Genomic DNA, 18,702 nt, shown 5'->3' with positions numbered 1-18,702 from the left:
GCGGGATTCGAACGATAAGGATCCCTGTCATGCTGATTGCAGTAGCTTCCTTAGCCCATCGAAACGCTTGCACTCGGCTTTGAGCCACGATGTAAAAGCCATAACGCGTGGGTCTTTCGGCTGACGGGACAACAGCACATAACGGGCGGGCGCCTTCACATAGGTCCCGAATACATTGACGAGACGCTTGCTTTTGAGCTCATCGTAAATCAGGGCGGTACGGCCCATTGCTACCCCCTGATGATTTAATGCCGCTGTGATGGCAAGACTGGAAAGATTGAATTGCAGCCCGTCCATTTGCTCAATCCACTCGGGGCGGGCCGCTTCTAACCACGTGCGCCATTCGACAAATTCGGGGGCTCCCATCCACGGTGCCGCGTCGTGTAGCAGTGTGACGCTATTCAGGTTTTCGCCGTTTGCGAAGGATGGATGCTGTGCAAGGTACTCGGGGCTCGCCACGGCAATAAGATACTCATCAAGGATGATGTCAGCTTGTATTTGGCTGTAATGGGTCGGGTCGTAACGGATGGCCACATCGATATCGTCGATGTTCATCGCATGTTGGTTCAGTATCTGAAATTCGGCTTTCAGGCGCACCGAGACGTCTGGTTGCTGGAAATGAAACTCAGTCAAACGCGGCAACAACCACTGCAACGCTAGTGACGGTAAGCAGCTTACCTGCAATGGTGTATTCGACAGACTGAGTTGCTGAAGCGTCTGGTCGATATCGAGAAATGCTTTCGAGGTGGTATCGAAGAGCACCAGACCTTTGCTAGTCAACTGTATACCCCGTGCCTGACGCACGAACAACGGATAGCCGAGGCGGTCTTCCAGTTGACGAATTTGCTGGCTAACCGCGCTTTGGGTCAGGTTGAGCGCTTGAGCGGCCTTGGTAAAGCTCAGCTGCCGCCCAGCCATTTCGAAGCATTTCAGCGCACCAAGGATGGAAGAATAGAGGTGCATAGATATTAGCCCGGCTAATGAAGTCATTAAAAAATAACGTTGTTTTTGCGACGTCAACGGTTCTAGTATTTTGCTCAACAGCCAGAATCTACAACAAAAAGGCCAACCGCAATGACCTTCGCGCTCAAACCTACTGACTTATTAGAAAAACTACAATTGAGAGAACCACTTCTGTGGCTCAATCCCAATGTAGGGCAGCCCCTGCCCGAAGACGCCCCATCAGCAGATCAGATCACCTCCGCACAAGTACGACTCAAACAATGCGAACCTTTGATGGCGATGCTGTTTCCCGAGCTTGAGAGCACTGGCGGGCAGATCGAGTCCCGACTGATGCCTGCGGACGAGTTGCAAAAGAACCTGGGATGTAGTCAAGGTAAATGGTTCATCAAACGTGACGATGAGTTGCCTGTTGCAGGGTCCATCAAAGCGCGCGGTGGTATCCATGAAATACTGACACACGCCGAATCCATCGCTATCGAGCACGGTTTGCTAGGGGAGCTCGGCGACCGGCGCATTCTTGCCTCGCTGCCCGCTCGAGAATTGTTTTCCAAGCACGTGGTTGCAGTCGGCAGCACTGGCAATCTGGGGCTGAGCATCGGCGTCATCGCCGCAGCCCTCGGGTTTGAAGCAGTGGTTCACATGTCTACCGACGCCAAGCTTTGGAAGAAAGACCGCCTTAGGAATCGCGGCGTACGCGTGGTTGAGCACGAAGGCGATTATGCCCAAGCGGTCGCCTCTGGGCGCTTGGAAGCCTTGAGTACACCGCGCTGCCATTTCGTTGATGATGAACGCTCCAGCCTGCTGTTCCTCGGCTATGCAGCCTGTGCTGGGCATTTGGCCGAGCAATTGGCCGAAGCCGGTCGCACAGTTGATGCCGCCCACCCTTTGTTCGTCTACATCCCTTGCGGTGTGGGGGGGGCTCCTGGGGGCATCACCTATGGCCTGAAAGCGTTGTATGGGCCGAACGTGCATTGTTTCTTTGCAGAACCGGTCGCTTCGCCTTGTATGCTCGTTCAATTGGCAGCCGGAAATGAGCAACCGGTTTCGGTTTACGACATCGGCCTGGACAATCGCACAGAAGCCGATGGGTTAGCAGTCGGGCAAGCCTCTTGCTTCGTAAGCCCTTTGATGGCTGCGCAGCTGGCCGGGGTGTTCACCATCAGCGACGAACAACTTTACGCTCAACTGCTCGAGACGAAGCACGCCCTTGACGTTTCGCTCGAGCCCTCCGCTGCAGCGGGTATCGGTGGTCCAAGTTGGCTGGAACATACATCCGAAGGGCAAAAATATCTGCGTGACAACAACCTCGACATCAGTGACGCGACGCATTTGATCTGGGCGACGGGCGGGTCGTTGGTGCCACCGGAGGAACACGTGAGCTTCCAGGCTCGTGCGAAGGACCTGTCCTGCTGAATATTCACTGATCGCAAGAAGCGCCCGCCCGAAATGGCTTTGGGTCGACTAATCAACCTTATAAAACTATAAAAACAATGACCCTTATCCATGAGCCAGAGAACAGCCGCAGCCTCCAGCGTTGCACACCACCCCCTACCGAAGCAGTCAATGCCAATGCCCTATGCCGCAGGGTTGCATTTCATTCCATTATTAATGGTCTGTTATGTTGTTGCGTACCTGGACCGCATCAATATTGGTATTGCAAAACTGAATATGCTGACTGACTTGCAGTTCAGCGAAGCCGCCTACGGGTTGGGCGCTGGGCTTTTTCTCATCGGTTATATGCTGTTTGAGGTGCCGAGCAACCTCATCATGCGTGGGATCGAGGTACGGGTGTGGATGCGCTCGCATCATGGTGTCATGCGGATTGCTTTCCGCGCTCATGGTCATCGCTCCTTGTCAGTTATACACATTGTGTTTTTTTTGGGTCGAGGCAGGGTTTTATCCTGGCGTCATCCTCTATCTGACGTACCGGTTTCCCAGTCATCATCGGGCAAAGATTACCGCCTTCTTCCTGACGGTCATCCCGCTTGCTGACCTTATAGGTAGTCCGTTATCTATCTGGATCATGGGACATCTCCATCAAGTGGGCGGTTACGCAGGATGGAAGTGGATGTTTGTGCGTGCGGAATTATTTACTGTTCCGTTCGTGAGTCCTTATTTGATCGGCTGGATTCTCGACACACTCCATAGCTCGTCTCCCGCTATCTTGTTCATCCCGGGTAGTCTCTTGGTTAGCACGCTCATCTCATTGAGCTTTGATCCCAAACAGGTCAATCGCTAAGCGCACATCTTTTACAGAGGTAACACCATTGACTTCCAATGACTCGAAAATCCGTTTGGCAGTAGCAGGATTTATCCATGAGACAAATACCTATGCTACAGAATTCGCCGGACTGACGACGCTTGCGGCATTCGAACACTATCGAGGACATGAAATCGCACATGCGTTCTCGGGGGCAAACCATCAAGTGGGAGGCTTCATTGAAGGGGCCAACCGTGCAGGAGTAGAGCTTGCCTACACGTTCCTTGCGGAGGCTACGCCCTCGGGAACAATAGAGACCGCCTATCCCCTGTTTCTATTTCTTCGTTTGGCTTTACGAAATGGTTTTTCAGTCAAGCAAATTGCTCTCTGTTGCAAGCGTTTTGCTCATGATATTGATCTGTTTGCCATATTTGGCTGAGCTGATCATCGGCGTACTATTTCCGTAGCCAGTACGAGGCCGTGAAATACCTGTCGTGACTGGATGTAAAATTCTTGAATGTTTAAAAAAATGGAGGTGCAGCGGGATTTTTATTGCTAAGTGTTTGGGAAGTGTTTGTCAGTAGTCCGTCAGTCGGCGGGTAGCAGTAAAGTACGACTATTGAGGATTTATGTCCGAACAGTAGTTGCCAAAAAAACATGGTCAAAGCCGTCAAATTGTTAACTGCCCTTAAATCAAACTACAACATCTAGGGATTCTCATATGATTTCGCTTCGAAAGCTCTTCGTATTTACACTTTTTCCTCTTTGCGCGAATGTAGCGTTGGCCAAGGAGTACAAAGAACTGCGTTTTGGCGTTGATGCTTCTTACGCACCATTCGAGTCTAAAGCCGCAGATGGCAGTCTTACGGGATTTGATATCGATCTGGGGAATGCGATCTGTGCCAAATTGAAGGTCAAGTGCACATGGGTCGAGAGCGATTTCGACGGCACGATTCCTGGCCTGAAGGCCAACAAGTTTGACGGCATTCTCTCCTCCATGACGGTGACCCCTGCCCGCGAGAAAGTCATCGACTTCTCAAATGAGCTGTTCTCCGGCGCAACCTCTTACGTGTTCAAGAAAAATTCTGGTCTGAGCGAAGAGGTTACTTCCCTTAAGGGTAAGACCGTAGGCTATTTGCAAGGAAGTATCCAGGAAGCCTATGCCAAAGCGGTTCTAGATAAGGCTGGTGTCAAAACTCAGGCCTATCAGAACCAGGATCAGGCTTATTACGACCTGGTTTCCGGTCGCCTCGATGCGGCGATCCAGGACATGCTGCAAGCGCAGCTGGGTTTTTTGAATTCCCCCCAAGGCACTGGTTATGAAGTCAGTAAGCCCGTTGACAGCGAGTTACTGCCAGCCAAAACAGCTATTGGTATCTCTAAAGGTAACAAAGACCTCAAGGCCTTTTTGGATAAGGGCATCCAAGCGTTACACGATGACGGTACCTATGACTTAATCCAGAAAAAACATTTCGGTGATCTGAATCTCTATAGCGGCAAGTAAGGCCCCGGTGCCCGTCCTCGGGGCGGGCGCTTTATTATCGCGATAGGTTCCTGAATTATGTTCGAAATACTGTTGCAGGCCCTTGGGCTCCCCACATACAGCATGAAAGGGTTCGGTCCTCTGTTGCTGGAGGGCGCCTGGATGACCGTCAAGTTGTCAATACTCTCGCTGCTGTTGAGCGTGCTGCTTGGTCTTATCGGGGCCAGTGCCAAACTTTCCAGTGTCAAACTCCTGCGAATCCCAGCACAGCTCTACACTACCCTGATTCGCGGGGTGCCGGACCTAGTGCTGATGCTACTGATCTTTTACAGCCTGCAAACCTGGTTGACCGGGATCACGCAGGCACTGGATTGGGAATACATAGAGATCAATCCGTTTGTTGCCGGGATCATCACGCTGGGGTTTATCTACGGGGCCTATTTCACTGAGACCTTTCGCGGGGCGATGCTAGCTGTGCCCCGTGGACAGGTGGCAGCGGCCACCGCCTATGGTTTAAGTCGCACTCAGCGCTTTCGCTTTGTGGTCTTCCCGCAAATGATGCGTTTTGCTTTACCGGGTATTGGCAATAACTGGATGGTCATCCTCAAAGCCACTGCACTGGTGTCGATCATAGGCCTTGCTGACTTGGTAAAGGCAGCCCAGGACGCTGGTAAAAGCACCTATCAATTGTTCTATTTTCTGGTCTTGGCAGCGCTTATTTATTTGGTGATTACCAGTACTTCAAACTATGTCCTGCGTTGGTTGGAACGGCGTTATGCGGCAGGTTCCCGGGAGGCTGTACGATGATCGAACTCTTGCAAGATTACTGGAAGCCTTTTCTCTATAGCGACGGCCACCAGATCACGGGGCTGGCCATGACCTTGTGGTTGCTCAGTGCCTCAATCTTCATCGGCTTTTTGGTGTCGATCCCGTTGTCCATTGCCCGGGTTTCATCCAAGTGTTACCTACGCTGGCCCGTACAGTTCTACACCTACCTGTTTCGGGGAACGCCGCTCTATATCCAGTTGCTGATCTGCTACACCGGGATCTACAGCCTGGCTGCAGTTCGTGCACAACCGGTGCTCGATGCATTCTTTCGCGACGCGATGAACTGCACCGTCCTTGCGTTTGCGCTGAACACCTGCGCTTACACCACGGAGATTTTCGCCGGAGCAATTCGCAACATGGCCCATGGCGAAGTTGAAGCTGCGAAGGCCTATGGCCTGACGGGTTGGAGGCTCTATGCCTACGTGATAATGCCATCGGCGTTACGCCGCTCGTTGCCGTACTACAGCAACGAAGTAATTTTGATGCTGCATTCGACCACTGTGGCCTTCACTGCAACCGTCCCGGACATTCTGAAAGTTGCTCGCGACGCCAACTCGGCGACCTTTCTGACCTTTCAATCGTTCGGTATTACTGCGCTGATTTACCTGATGGTTACCTTCGCGCTTGTCGGACTATTTCGCATCGCCGAGCGCCGTTGGTTGGCTTTCCTTGGTCCGGCTCATTAGGGCTTGGTACTCCATATGGCCGCTCATTAGGCCTCGGGCTTTGTCGCCGGCTGTCACAGCTGCACAGCGACGCCACATTTTCCCTTAGAGGATGATTGCGCACATGTACAAATTGACTGTTGAAGAACTGCACAAGAGTTACGGTAACCACGAAGTACTCAAGGGCGTATCTCTGAAAGCCAAAACCGGTGATGTGGTCAGCTTGATCGGCGCCAGTGGGTCAGGCAAAAGCACCTTCCTGCGCTGCATCAACTTTCTCGAAACACCCAATGACGGAGCCATGAGCTTGGACGGCAAGCAGATTCGCATGGTCAAAAAACATCATGGCATGCAGGTGGCCGATGCCGTTGAGTTGCAAAGGCTGCGCACCCGTCTGGCCATGGTCTTCCAGCACTTCAATCTGTGGGGCCACATGACCGTTCTGGAAAACATCACGATGGCCCCGCGCCGGGTGCTGGGTGTCAGCAAAAAAGATGCTGAAGATCGTGCCCGACGTTATCTGGACAAGGTGGGGCTGCCAGCGCGTGTTGCGGAGCAGTTTCCAGCATTTCTCTCTGGCGGTCAGCAACAGCGAGTGGCGATTGCACGAGCATTAGCGATGGAGCCGGAGGTACTGCTGTTCGACGAACCGACGTCGGCGCTGGATCCGGAACTGGTGGGCGAAGTACTAAAGGTGATTCAGGGCCTGGCCGAAGAAGGCCGGACCATGATCATGGTGACCCACGAAATGAGCTTTGCCCGCAAGGTGTCGAGCCAGTTACTGTTTCTGCATCAAGGCCGAGTCGAGGAGCAGGGAGGGGCAGAGATTCTGGATAATCCGCGCAGCGAGCGCCTTCAACAGTTTCTGTCTAATGGACTGAAGTGAATAGAGTTAACAATGAAAAGGAAGGAAAAAAATCCCGATTTTTCACGAGCATTGGGGCGTATTGATGAGGCTATCATTGACGTATTACGCCATGACGGGCGCATCACGTACCAGAAACTAGCAACACTTGTGCACCTGACCGCAAGCCCCTGCCAAGAACGCGTACGCAAGTTGGAGAGGCTAGGGGTGATTCGCGGTTATGGTGCGTTTATCGATGTGCAAAAGGTCTCACCGGGATTGTCACTACAGGTATTGGTCGCTATATCGAGCCAGAATCGGCGCACTGCACAAAAAGCCTTCGAAGCATGTGTAGATAGCTGTCCTCAGGTCTTGGAATGCCATCTTATCAGTGGTCCGTTCGACTACAGCCTGCGTATGCACTGTACAGATATGAAGCACTATCGTGCGCTTACGGAAGTTTGGTTGGAGAATGAGGACCTGTGTATCGACAAACTGGTTGCCTACCCTGAATTGGCTGTTGTTAAGCATTCGTCCACACACCACGACTAGCGGTGCAGTGTAAAAGATACGGGCTACGCATGAGATGAGCTGGCGCAGGTCTTAAAGACTGCCGTTGGAGTTAAATAATAAAAACAGAAATTTTTAATCTCGGGTAAATTGCCAATGACTGTCCACTTAAGGTTCAGCCACAAAGTTCTGCTCGCCGCATCGCTCGTAGTCATTGCAGCATTCTCATTATTCACACTGTACAACGATTATTTTCAGCGCGACGCTATACGTACAAACCTCGAAAGCCACCTTGAGGGGATGAGCAAAATTGCTGCAAGCAATGTCCAGGCTTGGCTGTCTGGACGTGTTTTGCTGATAGACAGCATCGCTCAGACTGTTGCCAACGACAATACGCCGGACAGTGTGGTGCGCCTACTGGAACAGAAGACGCTGCTTTCAACATTTAACTTCACCTATCTTGGCGGTATCGACGGCAGCTTTGCGATGCGACCAAAAGACGAATTGCCCGCCGATTATGACCCGCGTACCCGGCCTTGGTACAAGGATGCGATGGCAGATGGTGGTACGACTTTGACTGAGCCGTACCTGGATGCATCCACTGGCCAGTTGATGATGACCATCGCTACTCCGGTTCACCATGGAAACCAACCTTTCGGTGTGGTCGGTGGTGACCTGACCTTGGATACCCTGGCGAAAATTGTCAGTTCGCTCGATCTGGGCGGCATCGGTTATGCCTTCTTGGTCAGTGCCGACGGCAAGATACTTGCCCACCCGGATAAAGACCTGGTGATGAAAAAACTTGTCGATATCTATCCGCAAGACACGCCCACTATCAGCACCCATTTCAGTGAGACTGAGCTGGCGGGTGTTCCTTATATTTTGATGTTCTCTCCGGTCAAGGGACTGCCCTCGGTCAACTGGTATATCGGCTTGTCCATCGACAAGAAAAAAGCCTACGAGGCGTTAGGTGATTTTCGCGCTTCAGCTATTTGCGCCACTCTGATAGCCGTGCTAATCACGCTACTTCTATTGGGCATGCTAATCCGCGTACTGATGCAACCTCTGAGGTTAATGGGCAAAGCCATGCGCGATATAGCCCAGGGGAAGGGGGACCTGACCCGACGTTTGGCCGTGCATTCTCAAGATGAGTTTGGAGAATTGGCCTGCGACTTCAACCTTTTCGTGGAGCGAATCCAACATTCAATACGCGAAGTCTCATCAGCGACCGAACAAGTCAACGAAGTGGCAAAGCGAGTGATGCTTGCCTCCAGCTCATCCATAGCAAACTCTGACGAACAGGCCAATCGCACCAACAGCATTGCAGCAGCGATCAACGAGCTGGGTGCAGCCGCTCAGGAAATCGCGTGTAATGCCGGTGATGCCTCACTTCAGGCGTCAGATGCACGCCTTCAGGCTGAGGGTGGCCGGCAAGTGGTAGCACAGACGATCAACGCCATGAACGAGTTGTCAGGAAAAATTCGTGCATCCTGCAGCAACATAGAGACGCTGAATGGTAAGACGGTGAGCATTGGTCGGATCCTTGAAGTGATCAAGGGCATTTCCGAACAGACCAACCTGCTAGCGCTCAATGCCGCTATCGAGGCTGCGCGGGCGGGCGAGGCAGGTCGCGGTTTCGCTGTGGTGGCGGATGAAGTACGCAGTCTTGCCTACCGCACTCAGACATCGGCACAAGAAATCCATACGATGATTGAGGAGCTTCAGGTCGGCGCCCGTGAGGCGGTTTGCACCATGAGCGAAAGCGAGCGCTATAGCCATGAAGGTGTGGTTATCGCCAACCAGGCTGGCGAGCGACTAGGGAGCGTTACTCAGCGTATTGGCGAAATTGATGGCATAAATCAGTCTGTAGCCACTGCTACTGAAGAGCAGACCGCTGTAATCGACTCGCTGAATATGGACATCACCGAGATCAAATCCCTCAACCAGGAAGGCGTGGAGAATCTCCAGGCCACCTTGCTCGCCTGTGATGACCTTGAGCAACAAGCCAGTCGACTCAAGTATCTGGTGGATAGCTTCCGTACTTAAGTTGAATACATCAAGCGCTGCTGATTATTAATAGTTTTTCCTGCTCAGTGGGAACCCTGAGTTATTGATACTGAGGGCACATTGAGCAAACTGAATCGCATCGCGTTTCGGATGTATCTCCTCGCCTAAAAACGAGGTCAATTCGGAAGAGCCATGAGCAATTGGAGTTATCTCAAAGCATTCAAATCTAACCAGTTGATCAACAATATTCGACCTCCGCGTAACCAGAGTTGACGATGGAACGAACTACACATGATGAAGCCTTGCGCAGCCGAGAGATTCACCTACAAGCATTGTTCCTCGCAGGCCTGGGCGGAAACGACAAAGCCTATCTCACGTTTTTGTCGGAGCTAAGTGTTCATGCGCGTAGATTTCTGCGTAATAGACTTCAGCGTCAACCAAGTGAAATCGAGGACTTGCTGCAAGAAGTATTGTTGGCCGTGCATAGCAGGCGCGAAACGTACCTCCCAGATCAACCAGCGACGGCGTGGGTATTTGCCAATGCGCGCTACAAACTCGCTCGAGGTGGGCGCGTCATGATGCGCTTCACGACTCCCTAGACAATGCAGCTGCCTGCCTGTGATTGAGCAGAGTTTGCAGCACTTAACGTTGATGAGCTTTATATCCTCGCCCTTTGCAGGCGAGCCTCCCTTACATGAAACAGGTGAATTCCATGACTGTTCGACCCATGCTGCCGGGTATCCGTGCCATTGAAGCTGAAATGATTGAGTTGCGCCGCCAGCTTCATGCTTACCCGGAGCTCAGCCTTAAGGAGTTCAAAACCTCAGATCTGGTTGCTGCCAAGCTCGAGTCGTGGGGATTTGAGGTGCATCGTGGCTTTGGGGGGACTGGTGTCGTAGGGCGTTTGCAGCAAGGTTGTGGAAGTAAGGTCATTGGTATTCGGGCAGATATGGATGCGTTGCCCATTCTGGAGCAGACCGGATTGCCGTATGCGAGCCAGCATCCAGGCGCCATGCATGCCTGCGGTCATGACGGCCATACTGCAATGCTGCTGGCTGCCGCGCAGCACCTAGCCAACTGCCGGCAGTTCAACGGTACGCTGGTGGTCATCTTTCAGCCCGCCGAAGAAAGCGATGGGGGCGCGCAGAAAATGCTGGATGATGGTCTCCTGGAGCGATTTCCCTGTAATGCGTTGTTCGGCATGCACAACATGCCTGGGTTGCCAGTAGGGAAGTTGGGTTTTCGGGCCGGGCCGTTCATGGCCTCCACCGATACTGTGGAAATTCGAATTGATGGTAGGGGGGGGCATGGTGGAATGCCACACAAAGCCATTGACCCCATACTTACTGGAGGGGCAATTGTCATGGCGCTGCAGAGTATTGTGTCGCGCAATACGGATCCTCTGGAGACGGCGGTGATCACTGTGGGCTCCTTTCATTCTGGTGAGGCGCCCAATGTCATTCCGGGGCATGCAGTACTCCAACTATGTGTTCGCGCCTTGAAGCCYATCGTTCGAGCCGACCTTCTCAAGCGGATTGTCCAGGTTGCCCAAGCTCAGGCGCTTAGCTTCGGCGCTAGTGTCAGCGTGGAGGTTGATAGGGAAGAATCGTTGCCACCCTTGATCAATGATCCTCAGCTTACTGCGTTTGCCCGTCAGGTCGCTGTTGATTGGTTGGGTGAAGAGGGGGTGATTCAAGACATGGCACCTATTGCTGCCAGTGAAGATTTTGCAGTGATGCTTGAGCATTGTCCTGGCAGCTATCTCTTTATCGGTAATGGTGATGGGGAGGGGGGGTGCATGGTGCATAACCCTGGGTACGACTTCAACGATGACTGCCTGGGGACGGGGGCTAGTTACTGGGTTCGGTTAGTTGAACAGTTTCTGGTTTGAGTCGGTTGAGATCAGGTGGTACTTACCCGATCCAGCACCATTTGTGAGTGAGAAACAGGAGCAGCTCAGTCACCAGCGCAATGATTACGGCACTGGTGACAACCAGGGATTGCCTCCCCGGCAAGACTCCCATGAATAAAGAAAGTAAAACTGTCCGGAAAAATCGCAATTGAAAGGTACGCAAGGTTACGTCCCATCTGAAGTACGTCACTCTGCTCAATGGTCATGTGGTTATCGGTCCAGGCCAGGAACGTTGAAGTGCTTCATTCACAAAGCGGGTGAAGGCCTGCACCCGAGCGGTATGTCTCAGGTCCTGATGGGTGAGGACCCAAAGTCCCGTTTTGAGGGCGTTGAGTCCTACGAACGGGACCCGCTCTAGCCCGGGGGTTGAATCTCCCAAATAGCAGGGAAGTGCGGCTATTCCCAAGCCCCCCAGTGCTGCTTGCCTAAGGGTGACCAAAGAGTCGGCCTTGAAAACAATGGACGTTGCAGGAACGCTGGCACGCAGCCATTTTGCAATATCCATTTGACCAAGCGCGAGATCCGGGGCAAGCCATCGATTGAAGTGTGCTGGATCAACGCCCCCATGACGCTCAGAAAATCCCCTGGCAGCGTAAACGGCAAACCCGACATCGGCGATACGCCTACCGATCAATGCGTCGGGAGGACTGTCACTGGTTCGTATTGCTACATCTGCATGCCGTTGGGCCAAATCGCTGATGAAATTGCCGGTGGTGACTTCAAGTGATATCTCGGGATGGAGTTCACTGAATCCTCCAAGTGCCTCCGGTAAAATGGATGCCATTAAAGTATCGCAGGTGGTAATGCGGAGTATGCCCTCCAATCGCAGATCCTTGCCTTCGAGTTTGCGGGACAGTTCGCTGACGGCGATATTCATGATTTGTGCTGTCTGCAGTAATTCTTCTCCGGCGTCAGTCATTGTGTAGCCGGTCGAGAGGCGATCAAATAGTCGAAATGCATGAAGTTTTTCGAACGCATTGATACGCCGCAGCACGGTGGTGTGATTAAGATGAAGTGCGCGTCCGGCAGCGGCAAAAGACTTGTGTTCGGCAACGGCAAGTATCAGGCGCAGATCGTCCCAGTCCCAAGTGTGCATATATGCAGTCCGTAATAGCTAAATTGCAGATTGTAGGGTTGCTGATTACTCGCAACAATATATTCGGAAGGCAGCGCAACGTGCACTGTCAGTGTTATTTTGGAAGTTGTATGGACGATTATAAAGGTATCTCCTATGGTGTTTTATTGCTTCGCCTGACAGCTGGTATTGCGTTGCTGGCGCACTCTCTGTATTTAAAGGTTTTCGTTTTTACAATGTCAGGTACTTCAGGTTTTTTTGAGTCGATTGGCTTGCCGGGTGTGTTGGCGTGGCTGGTTCTCGGAGTTGAGGTCACCACGGGTGCAATGCTGGTGCTGGGCTTTAAAACTCGCTATGCGGCCTTGGCGGCCATTCCTGTTTTGTTGGGTGCCACCTGGGCGCACTCGGGTAATGGCTGGCTGTTCAGCAGTACCGGCGGGGGCTGGGAGTACCCAGCATTCTGGACGGCGGTGCTGATTGCTATCGCGCTGTGTGGCGATGGTGCTTATGCCCTAACGAGGCAGCGTGCATCGGATAAAAATGCCGCCAGCTGAAAGACGGAACAGACGTCCTGAAAAAACCATGACCGCTGCCCAGGCCGAAGCTCCGTTGCCAACTGAACTCTGGTGCGGTTTTTGGCCAACTGGCGGATCAGTGCAACTCCGCAATGAAAAGCCACCCTGATGAGGTGGCTTTTCATCACATGCTACGGGCCTCTTGCTTTAGTCGACCAGTATTCGAATGTTTGAGGTGCCCCACATGGTGTAAACATCGGCGAGCAGTGCACCGTTATTGATGTCTTCCAATTCAGCTTGTGTAATCTCGGCATCGCCTTGTTTGCCATAGAGCGTTACGGTATCGCCGGGCTTGACGTTTTTTATGTCGGTCACATCTACCATAACTGTGTTCATCGAGATTTTTCCGACCGTGGGCACTTTCACGCCATTGATGACGACAAAAGACTTGTTGGTAAACACTCGGCGGTAGCCATCTGAGTAACCTACTGGGATGTTGGCGAGCCTGGAGTCTCGAGTCAGTGTGAGGGTGCGGTCATAACCCACTGTGTTTCCGGCAGGATAGGTGTTGACCGCAGCAACCTTGCTTTTGAGTGACATGACGCGTTTCAGCTCGGCACGGCCGATCAAATCGCCGTAAAGGGCTCCTCCTACACGCACCATGTCCAAGTGTGTTGCCGGGACGTCAAGCGTTGCGAACGAGTTGGCACAATGAACGGTGATTTCGTCACGGTTCAAGTGGGCTGTCTTGATGATCCAGTCCTGCTCCGACATGAACTTGTCATAGGCTTCCATGACGAAGGCCTTATCCTCGACGGCGAAGTGCGTCATGATCCCGGTGACCTTCAGTCCCTTCATTGAGGTGATTTCCAGTACGTCTTTTTTGCCCTGCTCGGTGGCAAGCTCCAAGCCATTCCTGCTCATGGCGCCTGCATTGGTAACGAGATGAATTTTGATGGGCTTGCCATTGTGTTCTGCCAGCGTGCTGATGGCTCGGGCTACCTGTGCATTGCCGATAAGCTCTTCAATGTCATAAGGCAATGCGCTGACGATTTCTCCCTCCGTGGCTTGCCGAACACGAATTATTTTTCCTGTGTAGCCCTCTTTTCTGGCAATTCGCGCTTCTTCATTACTCGCAATACCGATGCAATTAATACCCGCTTCCATGATCGTCGGAATCAATAATGCAATACCGTGACCATAAGCATCTGCTTTCATCACAGCGCACAAACTACTGCCTTTCGATAATCCGCCTTTTACGAATTCGATATTTTGCTTGAAAGCAGATTTACTGATCTCTAACCAGGCGTTTGTTTGGCCTATTGTTGCATTCACGTCCTGCTTGAAATTGTACTCCTGTAGCAGCGGTGCAGCGAAAGCCTGAGTGCCGAGTGTAAGTAAGCCAACAGCAACAAAGTGAGAAGATATTATTTTCATTATTTCATTCTTTGAGTTATTTTTTTGTAGTGGTAGTTGGTGTCATGTTGTTCACTCAATGCTACACCGCCAATACACAGGTGCCAGTTGGCAAATAGCTTGTTGCATAGAGCGTTTTGCTCGTTATAGCAAGCTAACTGCTCGTGTGGGTTATTCTGATGTTAGTGTCTTTACTGTTTCTGCTGGGTGGCAGGGCGGAGTGAGAGCGGTTTGTGAGAAGGGAGTTAATTTTCAATCAGCGCCGATATACAGATCAATTCGTGTACTATTTGTTGGCTTCTCCATTGATACTTTAACTGCGCCGTCTTAAGAGGGCCTGCGGTTTTTGAATCGGGTCTGGCGATCACCCATCTGTTTGCTCACCACATTTACGTCCACATGAAGTCCCCAAAAATCAGTGCGCATGGTCGACGTTTTGGTTGAGGAACTCAATCTGGCGCACTAAGTTTTGACGGCGTTGATCGGAGTTCTTCGCAAGCTGCTTCCTAGTCCTTTGCCTTGCTCGCATATACCTGGTGAGCGACAGCGGTTGCCCGATGACCGATGACTGACGGAGCTTCCCTGTGCATCCTTCAGTGTTGCTCTGAATTGTGCTTTTTATGTGCGCAAATTCCCCTTAAAGCTATCCACAAAAAGGGTGGGTAACTCTGTGGATAATGACCTCGGCACTGTGGAGTACAGCGCTTGCGATGTACAGTTCAGGAATTGAGCAAGTTTTATGTTTGGCTGAGCGCTCTGTTTGAAATGACCGAGCGTAGATCAGCATTATGGTCGATTGGGCGTGTGAGGAGATCGGTGTTGAATCGTTTAACGGTGGTCGCCGACCGAGGCTATTACAAGGAGCTGGAAATACTTGCCTGCGAGCAAGCCGGAATCACTACCTTCGTACCGAAACTAGCGGTATGTCAGGCAACATTGATGTTGAATGTGATGACCCCATCGTCGGAACGCCGCCCGGAACAAGCCCGCTCCAACAGGGATTTGTGGTGTGTGATCATTGACCGTTCCTGACCTTGCTCCAGATCCGCGTCCACACTCGCTCGGTAGTCGGCCTGGGGCTGGAGGGTGAGCAGGGTGGCCATGGCTTCGACGGCAAAGGCCGACAGCGACACCGCCAGGTTGGCGCGAAATCCCATATTGTCGACGGCGCCGTGCTCGGCCTGTCCCTTGGTCACTCGACGCGCTTTAGCCTTGAGGAGCAGGGTCGCCTGCTGTGCGTGCGTGATTGGGTGCTGGCGACGATGCGCCGGCACCTGGATTTACTGCCGCTGGAAGGACCGGAAGCCGAATCACCGGCTGGCGACCTTGCTCGATCGCTTCGATGCACGCCTGACCCTGCGGGAAATCGAAACCGCGCGCCTGATCCTTCAGGGCTCTTCCAGCAAGGCCATCGCCCAGCAAATGGGCATCTCCCCGGAAACGGTGAAAGTGCATCGGCGCAACCTCTATCGCAAGCTCAACGTCAACGGGCATGGCGAGTAGTTTGCGCTGGTGTTGCGGCCGCGCTGAACGGTCATGGGTTGGGCTGTTGCCAATGCGCCTTGAGGTATTGGATGAACACTTTCACCTTGCGCGTATTGCGCCGGTGAGCCAGGTACAGCACATAGATCCATGGACCGAAAGCGCTCGGTTCGCGCCAGTACTGAGGCATCAGCTCGACCAGCTCGCCGCGCGCCAGATAGGGCGCGGCGCTCCATTGCGGAATGAACTGCAAGCCCTGGCCATCGAGCAGGCAGGCCAGGAGAAAGTCGTAGTTATCACTGGCCACCCGCGGCGTCGGTTGGGTCAGACGTATCCGTTGCTCGCCTTGCTTGGCCCACCAGAAGTGACGATTCAGTAGCGGATGGCGGAAGATCAGCCAGTCATGCTGCTGATAATTTTCCAGTGAAACGTCCTCGCCCTTGCGCGCCAGGTAAGCCGGGCTGGCACACAGCAACATCTGGTTTTCCACCAGCGGCTGTGCGATCACGCCGGGCAAGTCGATGGGGCCGTCCCGCAGCGCGAGGTCGTAGCCGCCATCCACCGGGTCTTCGAAGTTATCGCTCAGGTCCACTTCCAGTTTGACCTGCGGATGCGCGGTCAAAAAACGGCAGCACACCTGGTTGAGAAATGCCGGCGCGAAGGAGGGCGGGGCGGTGATCCGCAAGTCGCCGCGCAGTTCATGCTGCAACTGCTCCACGTCCTCGGTGGCCAGTTGCAGTTGCATCAGCGCCTGGCGTGCGCCTTCCAGATAGATGCGGCCCGCTTCGGTCAACGCCATGCGCCGGGTGGTGCGGTCGAACAGGCGCGTGCCGAGTTCTTCCTCCAGTTGGGCCACGGCCTTGGTCAGGGCGGAGGGGGTTTTGCCGAGCAGGTCGGCGGCGCGGCTGAAATTACCCTGTTCGGCGGTGGCGACGAACATGGTCAGGGCACTCATTTTGTCCATTTATCTATTCCTGATAGGCACAGAAGTTGTGCGGGAGCAGGCATTCAGTTCTCGATTTAGCGTGGATAGTCTTGGCTACAGACCAATAAAAATAAAGAGCTATCCCATGAAACAGCTTCTGACCCTGGCCGCGTCGCTTGCTCTGGCCTGTTCCTCGATGGAAAGTATGGCCGCTGTCGATCTCATCCTGCACAACGCCCGGGTATACACCGCCGAACCCGGCCAGACTTTGCAGCAGGCCATCGCGGTCGAGAACGGCAGGGTCGCGGCGGTGGGTTCCGATGCCCAGGTGCTGCGCCTCAAACAGCCGGGCACGCGCATCGTCGACCTTGGCGGCAAGGTGTTGATGCCGGGGTTTATCGACTCGCACTCGCACACGGTGAAGGGGGGCCTGCAATTGCGTCAGGCCAACCTGGACGGCGAGTTGCTGCCCCTCGACGAGCTGGAAAAGCGCCTGCGTCAGTGGCGCGAAGACGGCAAGGCCAAACGCGGTGACGTCCTCAGTGTCGGCGGCTTGCCATCGATTTACTGGAGCCAGATCGAGGCCCTTGAGCAGCGTTTCAATCAGGGCGAATGGGCGGAAATGCCGATTCTCTTTCTGGGCTGGGACCTGCACACGGGCTGGGCCAACCGGGCCATGCTCCAGCGAGCCGGGGTCGATGCCGCGCGGGTCAAGGCGCTGAAGGACGAAGAGCAGGCCACGATCGGTCATCACGAGGATGGACAGCCCAATGGCTTCCTGGTCGATGCCGGCCTGTATCCAGTGCAGGCGCTGCTTCCACCCCCGACCACCGAAGAGTTAATGGCGGGCGCGCGCGCAGCACTGGACTACTACAAGAGCCTGGGCATCACCGGCTGGATGGACCCGATTGCCAACGAAATCCCTGGCGGCGATGTGAACAATCAGTCGGTGGGTGTACTGCCGATCTACAAGGCGCTGGCCGAGCGCGGCGAGCTGACTGCTCATGTGGCCGCGCTGCTGATGGCCGATTCGAAAGCCACGCCGGCCGATCTCGATGAACTGGACAAGGTTCGTCAGCAGTTTCTCGGCGTGCCCAACCTGACCCTGCCGGGGATCAAGGTGTTTGCCGATGGCGTGGCGGAAGTCCCGGCACAAAGCGCCGCCATGCTGGAACCCTACAAGAACTCGAAAAAGTCCGGCGAGCTGCTGATCGACCCCGCGCACTTCGGCGAGCTGGTCAGCGCCGCCGACGCCCGCGGCTGGCTGGTGCACATCCACGCGATTGGCGACCGCGCGGTGCGCGAGTCACTCAACGGCATCGAGCAGGCGCGCAAGGATCGGCACAGTGGCATCCCGCACTCCATCACGCACCTGCAAATGGTCAATCCGAAGGAGTTCGCCCGCTTCAAGACACTCAACGTGATTGCCTCGATTCAGTTGTATTGGGCCATGGCCGATGAGTCGAGCATGGACCTGGTCAAACCCTATGTCAGCGCCATGGCCTTCATGTATTCGTACCCGGCCCGCTCGCTGCTCAAGAATGGCGCGACCATTGCCGGCGCCAGCGACTGGCCGATCACCACGCCGGATCCGTGGAAGGCGATCTACCAGGCGGTCAGCCGCAAAGGCCCGAAAGGTGTGCTCAACGGCGCCGAAGACATCGACCGCCAGACCATGTTCCAGGCCTACACCCTCAACGCGGCCCGCACCCTGCGCCTCGAGGACCGGATCGGTTCGCTCAAGCCGGGCAAGCAGGCCGATATGATCGTCCTTGACCGCGATGTCTTTGCCGTCAAGCCCGAAGCCCTGCGCGATACCTGGGTGCTGCAGACCTGGTTCGCCGGCCGCGAGATCTACGCCCGCAATCCCTGATCCC

General features: G+C 53.9%; 18 protein-coding genes and 3 pseudogenes. 16 read left to right on the top strand and 5 right to left on the bottom strand.

Annotated elements, in window-relative coordinates; all coding sequences use genetic code 11:
- Window positions 1-27: 27 nt before the first annotated feature.
- Entirely contained in the window at window positions 28-1,041 is a 1,014-nt protein-coding gene (locus tag AC1DWG_RS02805) for a LysR family transcriptional regulator (protein ID WP_477762116.1), read from the bottom strand.
- 33 nt (window positions 1,042-1,074) lie between these two features.
- Between AC1DWG_RS02805 and AC1DWG_RS02800 the strand changes: the two genes are divergently transcribed.
- The 12 genes and pseudogenes from AC1DWG_RS02800 (at window position 1,075) to AC1DWG_RS02745 (ending at window position 11,391) form a co-directional block, all read left to right on the top strand.
- Entirely contained in the window at window positions 1,075-2,376 is a 1,302-nt protein-coding gene (locus AC1DWG_RS02800) for a D-serine ammonia-lyase (protein WP_477762115.1), read from the top strand.
- Between the two features lie 90 nt (window positions 2,377-2,466).
- A complete protein-coding gene (locus tag AC1DWG_RS02795; protein ID WP_477762114.1) occupies window positions 2,467-2,955 on the top strand; it encodes a hypothetical protein in 489 nt (162 codons plus the stop codon).
- A gap of 275 nt (window positions 2,956-3,230) precedes the next feature.
- Window positions 3,231-3,602: a M81 family metallopeptidase gene (locus tag AC1DWG_RS02790; RefSeq protein ID WP_477762113.1), complete on the top strand. Its 372-nt coding sequence runs from the start codon at window positions 3,231-3,233 to the stop codon at window positions 3,600-3,602.
- Between the two features lie 282 nt (window positions 3,603-3,884).
- Window positions 3,885-4,667, top strand: a complete 783-nt coding sequence (locus tag AC1DWG_RS02785; RefSeq protein WP_477762112.1) for a transporter substrate-binding domain-containing protein — start codon at window positions 3,885-3,887, stop codon at window positions 4,665-4,667.
- Between the two features lie 57 nt (window positions 4,668-4,724).
- On the top strand, window positions 4,725-5,453 hold the full coding sequence (locus tag AC1DWG_RS02780) for an ABC transporter permease (protein ID WP_477762111.1): 729 nt from the start codon (window positions 4,725-4,727) through the stop codon (window positions 5,451-5,453).
- Entirely contained in the window at window positions 5,450-6,160 is a 711-nt protein-coding gene (locus AC1DWG_RS02775; protein WP_477762110.1) for an ABC transporter permease, read from the top strand. The genes AC1DWG_RS02780 and AC1DWG_RS02775 overlap by 4 nt, the downstream gene beginning before the upstream one ends.
- Before the next feature lie 103 nt (window positions 6,161-6,263).
- Window positions 6,264-7,025 (top strand): ABC transporter ATP-binding protein, encoded by a 762-nt coding sequence (locus tag AC1DWG_RS02770; protein WP_477762109.1) that lies wholly within the window; start codon window positions 6,264-6,266, stop codon window positions 7,023-7,025.
- A gap of 12 nt (window positions 7,026-7,037) precedes the next feature.
- Window positions 7,038-7,535 (top strand): Lrp/AsnC family transcriptional regulator, encoded by a 498-nt coding sequence (locus AC1DWG_RS02765; protein WP_477762108.1) that lies wholly within the window; start codon window positions 7,038-7,040, stop codon window positions 7,533-7,535.
- A gap of 114 nt (window positions 7,536-7,649) precedes the next feature.
- Window positions 7,650-8,681, top strand: a pseudogene (locus AC1DWG_RS02760) (cache domain-containing protein); the annotation flags it as partial.
- Window positions 8,682-8,753: 72 nt separating this feature from the next.
- On the top strand, window positions 8,754-9,539 hold the full coding sequence (locus tag AC1DWG_RS02755; RefSeq protein ID WP_477762343.1) for a methyl-accepting chemotaxis protein: 786 nt from the start codon (window positions 8,754-8,756) through the stop codon (window positions 9,537-9,539).
- 236 nt (window positions 9,540-9,775) lie between these two features.
- Window positions 9,776-10,099 carry a sigma factor gene (locus tag AC1DWG_RS02750; RefSeq protein WP_477762107.1) on the top strand — a complete coding sequence of 108 codons (324 nt, stop codon included), beginning with the start codon at window positions 9,776-9,778 and terminating at the stop codon, window positions 10,097-10,099.
- 113 nt (window positions 10,100-10,212) lie between these two features.
- A complete protein-coding gene (locus AC1DWG_RS02745) occupies window positions 10,213-11,391 on the top strand; it encodes a M20 aminoacylase family protein (protein ID WP_477762106.1) in 1,179 nt (392 codons plus the stop codon).
- Between the two features lie 223 nt (window positions 11,392-11,614).
- Here AC1DWG_RS02745 and AC1DWG_RS02740 read toward each other — a convergent pair whose 3' ends face one another.
- On the bottom strand, window positions 11,615-12,508 hold the full coding sequence (locus tag AC1DWG_RS02740) for a LysR family transcriptional regulator (protein ID WP_477762105.1): 894 nt from the start codon (window positions 12,506-12,508) through the stop codon (window positions 11,615-11,617).
- Between the two features lie 110 nt (window positions 12,509-12,618).
- On the opposite strand from AC1DWG_RS02740, the gene AC1DWG_RS02735 reads away from it, so the two are divergent.
- Window positions 12,619-13,041: a DoxX family protein gene (locus AC1DWG_RS02735; protein ID WP_477762104.1), complete on the top strand. Its 423-nt coding sequence runs from the start codon at window positions 12,619-12,621 to the stop codon at window positions 13,039-13,041.
- A gap of 168 nt (window positions 13,042-13,209) precedes the next feature.
- On the opposite strand, the gene alr is transcribed toward AC1DWG_RS02735, so the two are convergent.
- A complete protein-coding gene (gene alr, locus AC1DWG_RS02730; protein ID WP_477762103.1) occupies window positions 13,210-14,439 on the bottom strand; it encodes an alanine racemase in 1,230 nt (409 codons plus the stop codon).
- Window positions 14,440-15,224: 785 nt separating this feature from the next.
- On the opposite strand from alr, the pseudogene AC1DWG_RS02725 reads away from it, so the two are divergent.
- Window positions 15,225-15,333: pseudogene (locus tag AC1DWG_RS02725) on the top strand (hypothetical protein); the annotation flags it as partial.
- Window positions 15,334-15,344: 11 nt separating this feature from the next.
- Here AC1DWG_RS02725 and AC1DWG_RS02720 read toward each other — a convergent pair.
- Window positions 15,345-15,614: a hypothetical protein gene (locus AC1DWG_RS02720; protein ID WP_477762348.1), complete on the bottom strand. Its 270-nt coding sequence runs from the start codon at window positions 15,612-15,614 to the stop codon at window positions 15,345-15,347.
- Between AC1DWG_RS02720 and AC1DWG_RS02715 the strand changes: the two are divergent.
- Window positions 15,579-15,921: pseudogene (locus AC1DWG_RS02715) on the top strand (helix-turn-helix transcriptional regulator); the annotation flags it as partial. The gene AC1DWG_RS02720 and the pseudogene AC1DWG_RS02715 overlap by 36 nt on opposite strands.
- A gap of 31 nt (window positions 15,922-15,952) precedes the next feature.
- On the opposite strand, the gene AC1DWG_RS02710 reads toward AC1DWG_RS02715, so the two are convergent.
- Window positions 15,953-16,864 carry a LysR family transcriptional regulator gene (locus AC1DWG_RS02710; RefSeq protein ID WP_477762102.1) on the bottom strand — a complete coding sequence of 304 codons (912 nt, stop codon included), beginning with the start codon at window positions 16,862-16,864 and terminating at the stop codon, window positions 15,953-15,955.
- A 106-nt stretch (window positions 16,865-16,970) separates the two neighbouring features.
- Between AC1DWG_RS02710 and AC1DWG_RS02705 the strand changes: the two genes are divergently transcribed.
- On the top strand, window positions 16,971-18,698 hold the full coding sequence (locus AC1DWG_RS02705; protein WP_477762101.1) for an amidohydrolase: 1,728 nt from the start codon (window positions 16,971-16,973) through the stop codon (window positions 18,696-18,698).
- Window positions 18,699-18,702: the final 4 nt, after the last annotated feature.

This window comes from Pseudomonas sp. P4_B3, assembly GCF_056402295.1.
This window is presented reverse-complemented; position numbering and strand designations above follow the sequence as displayed.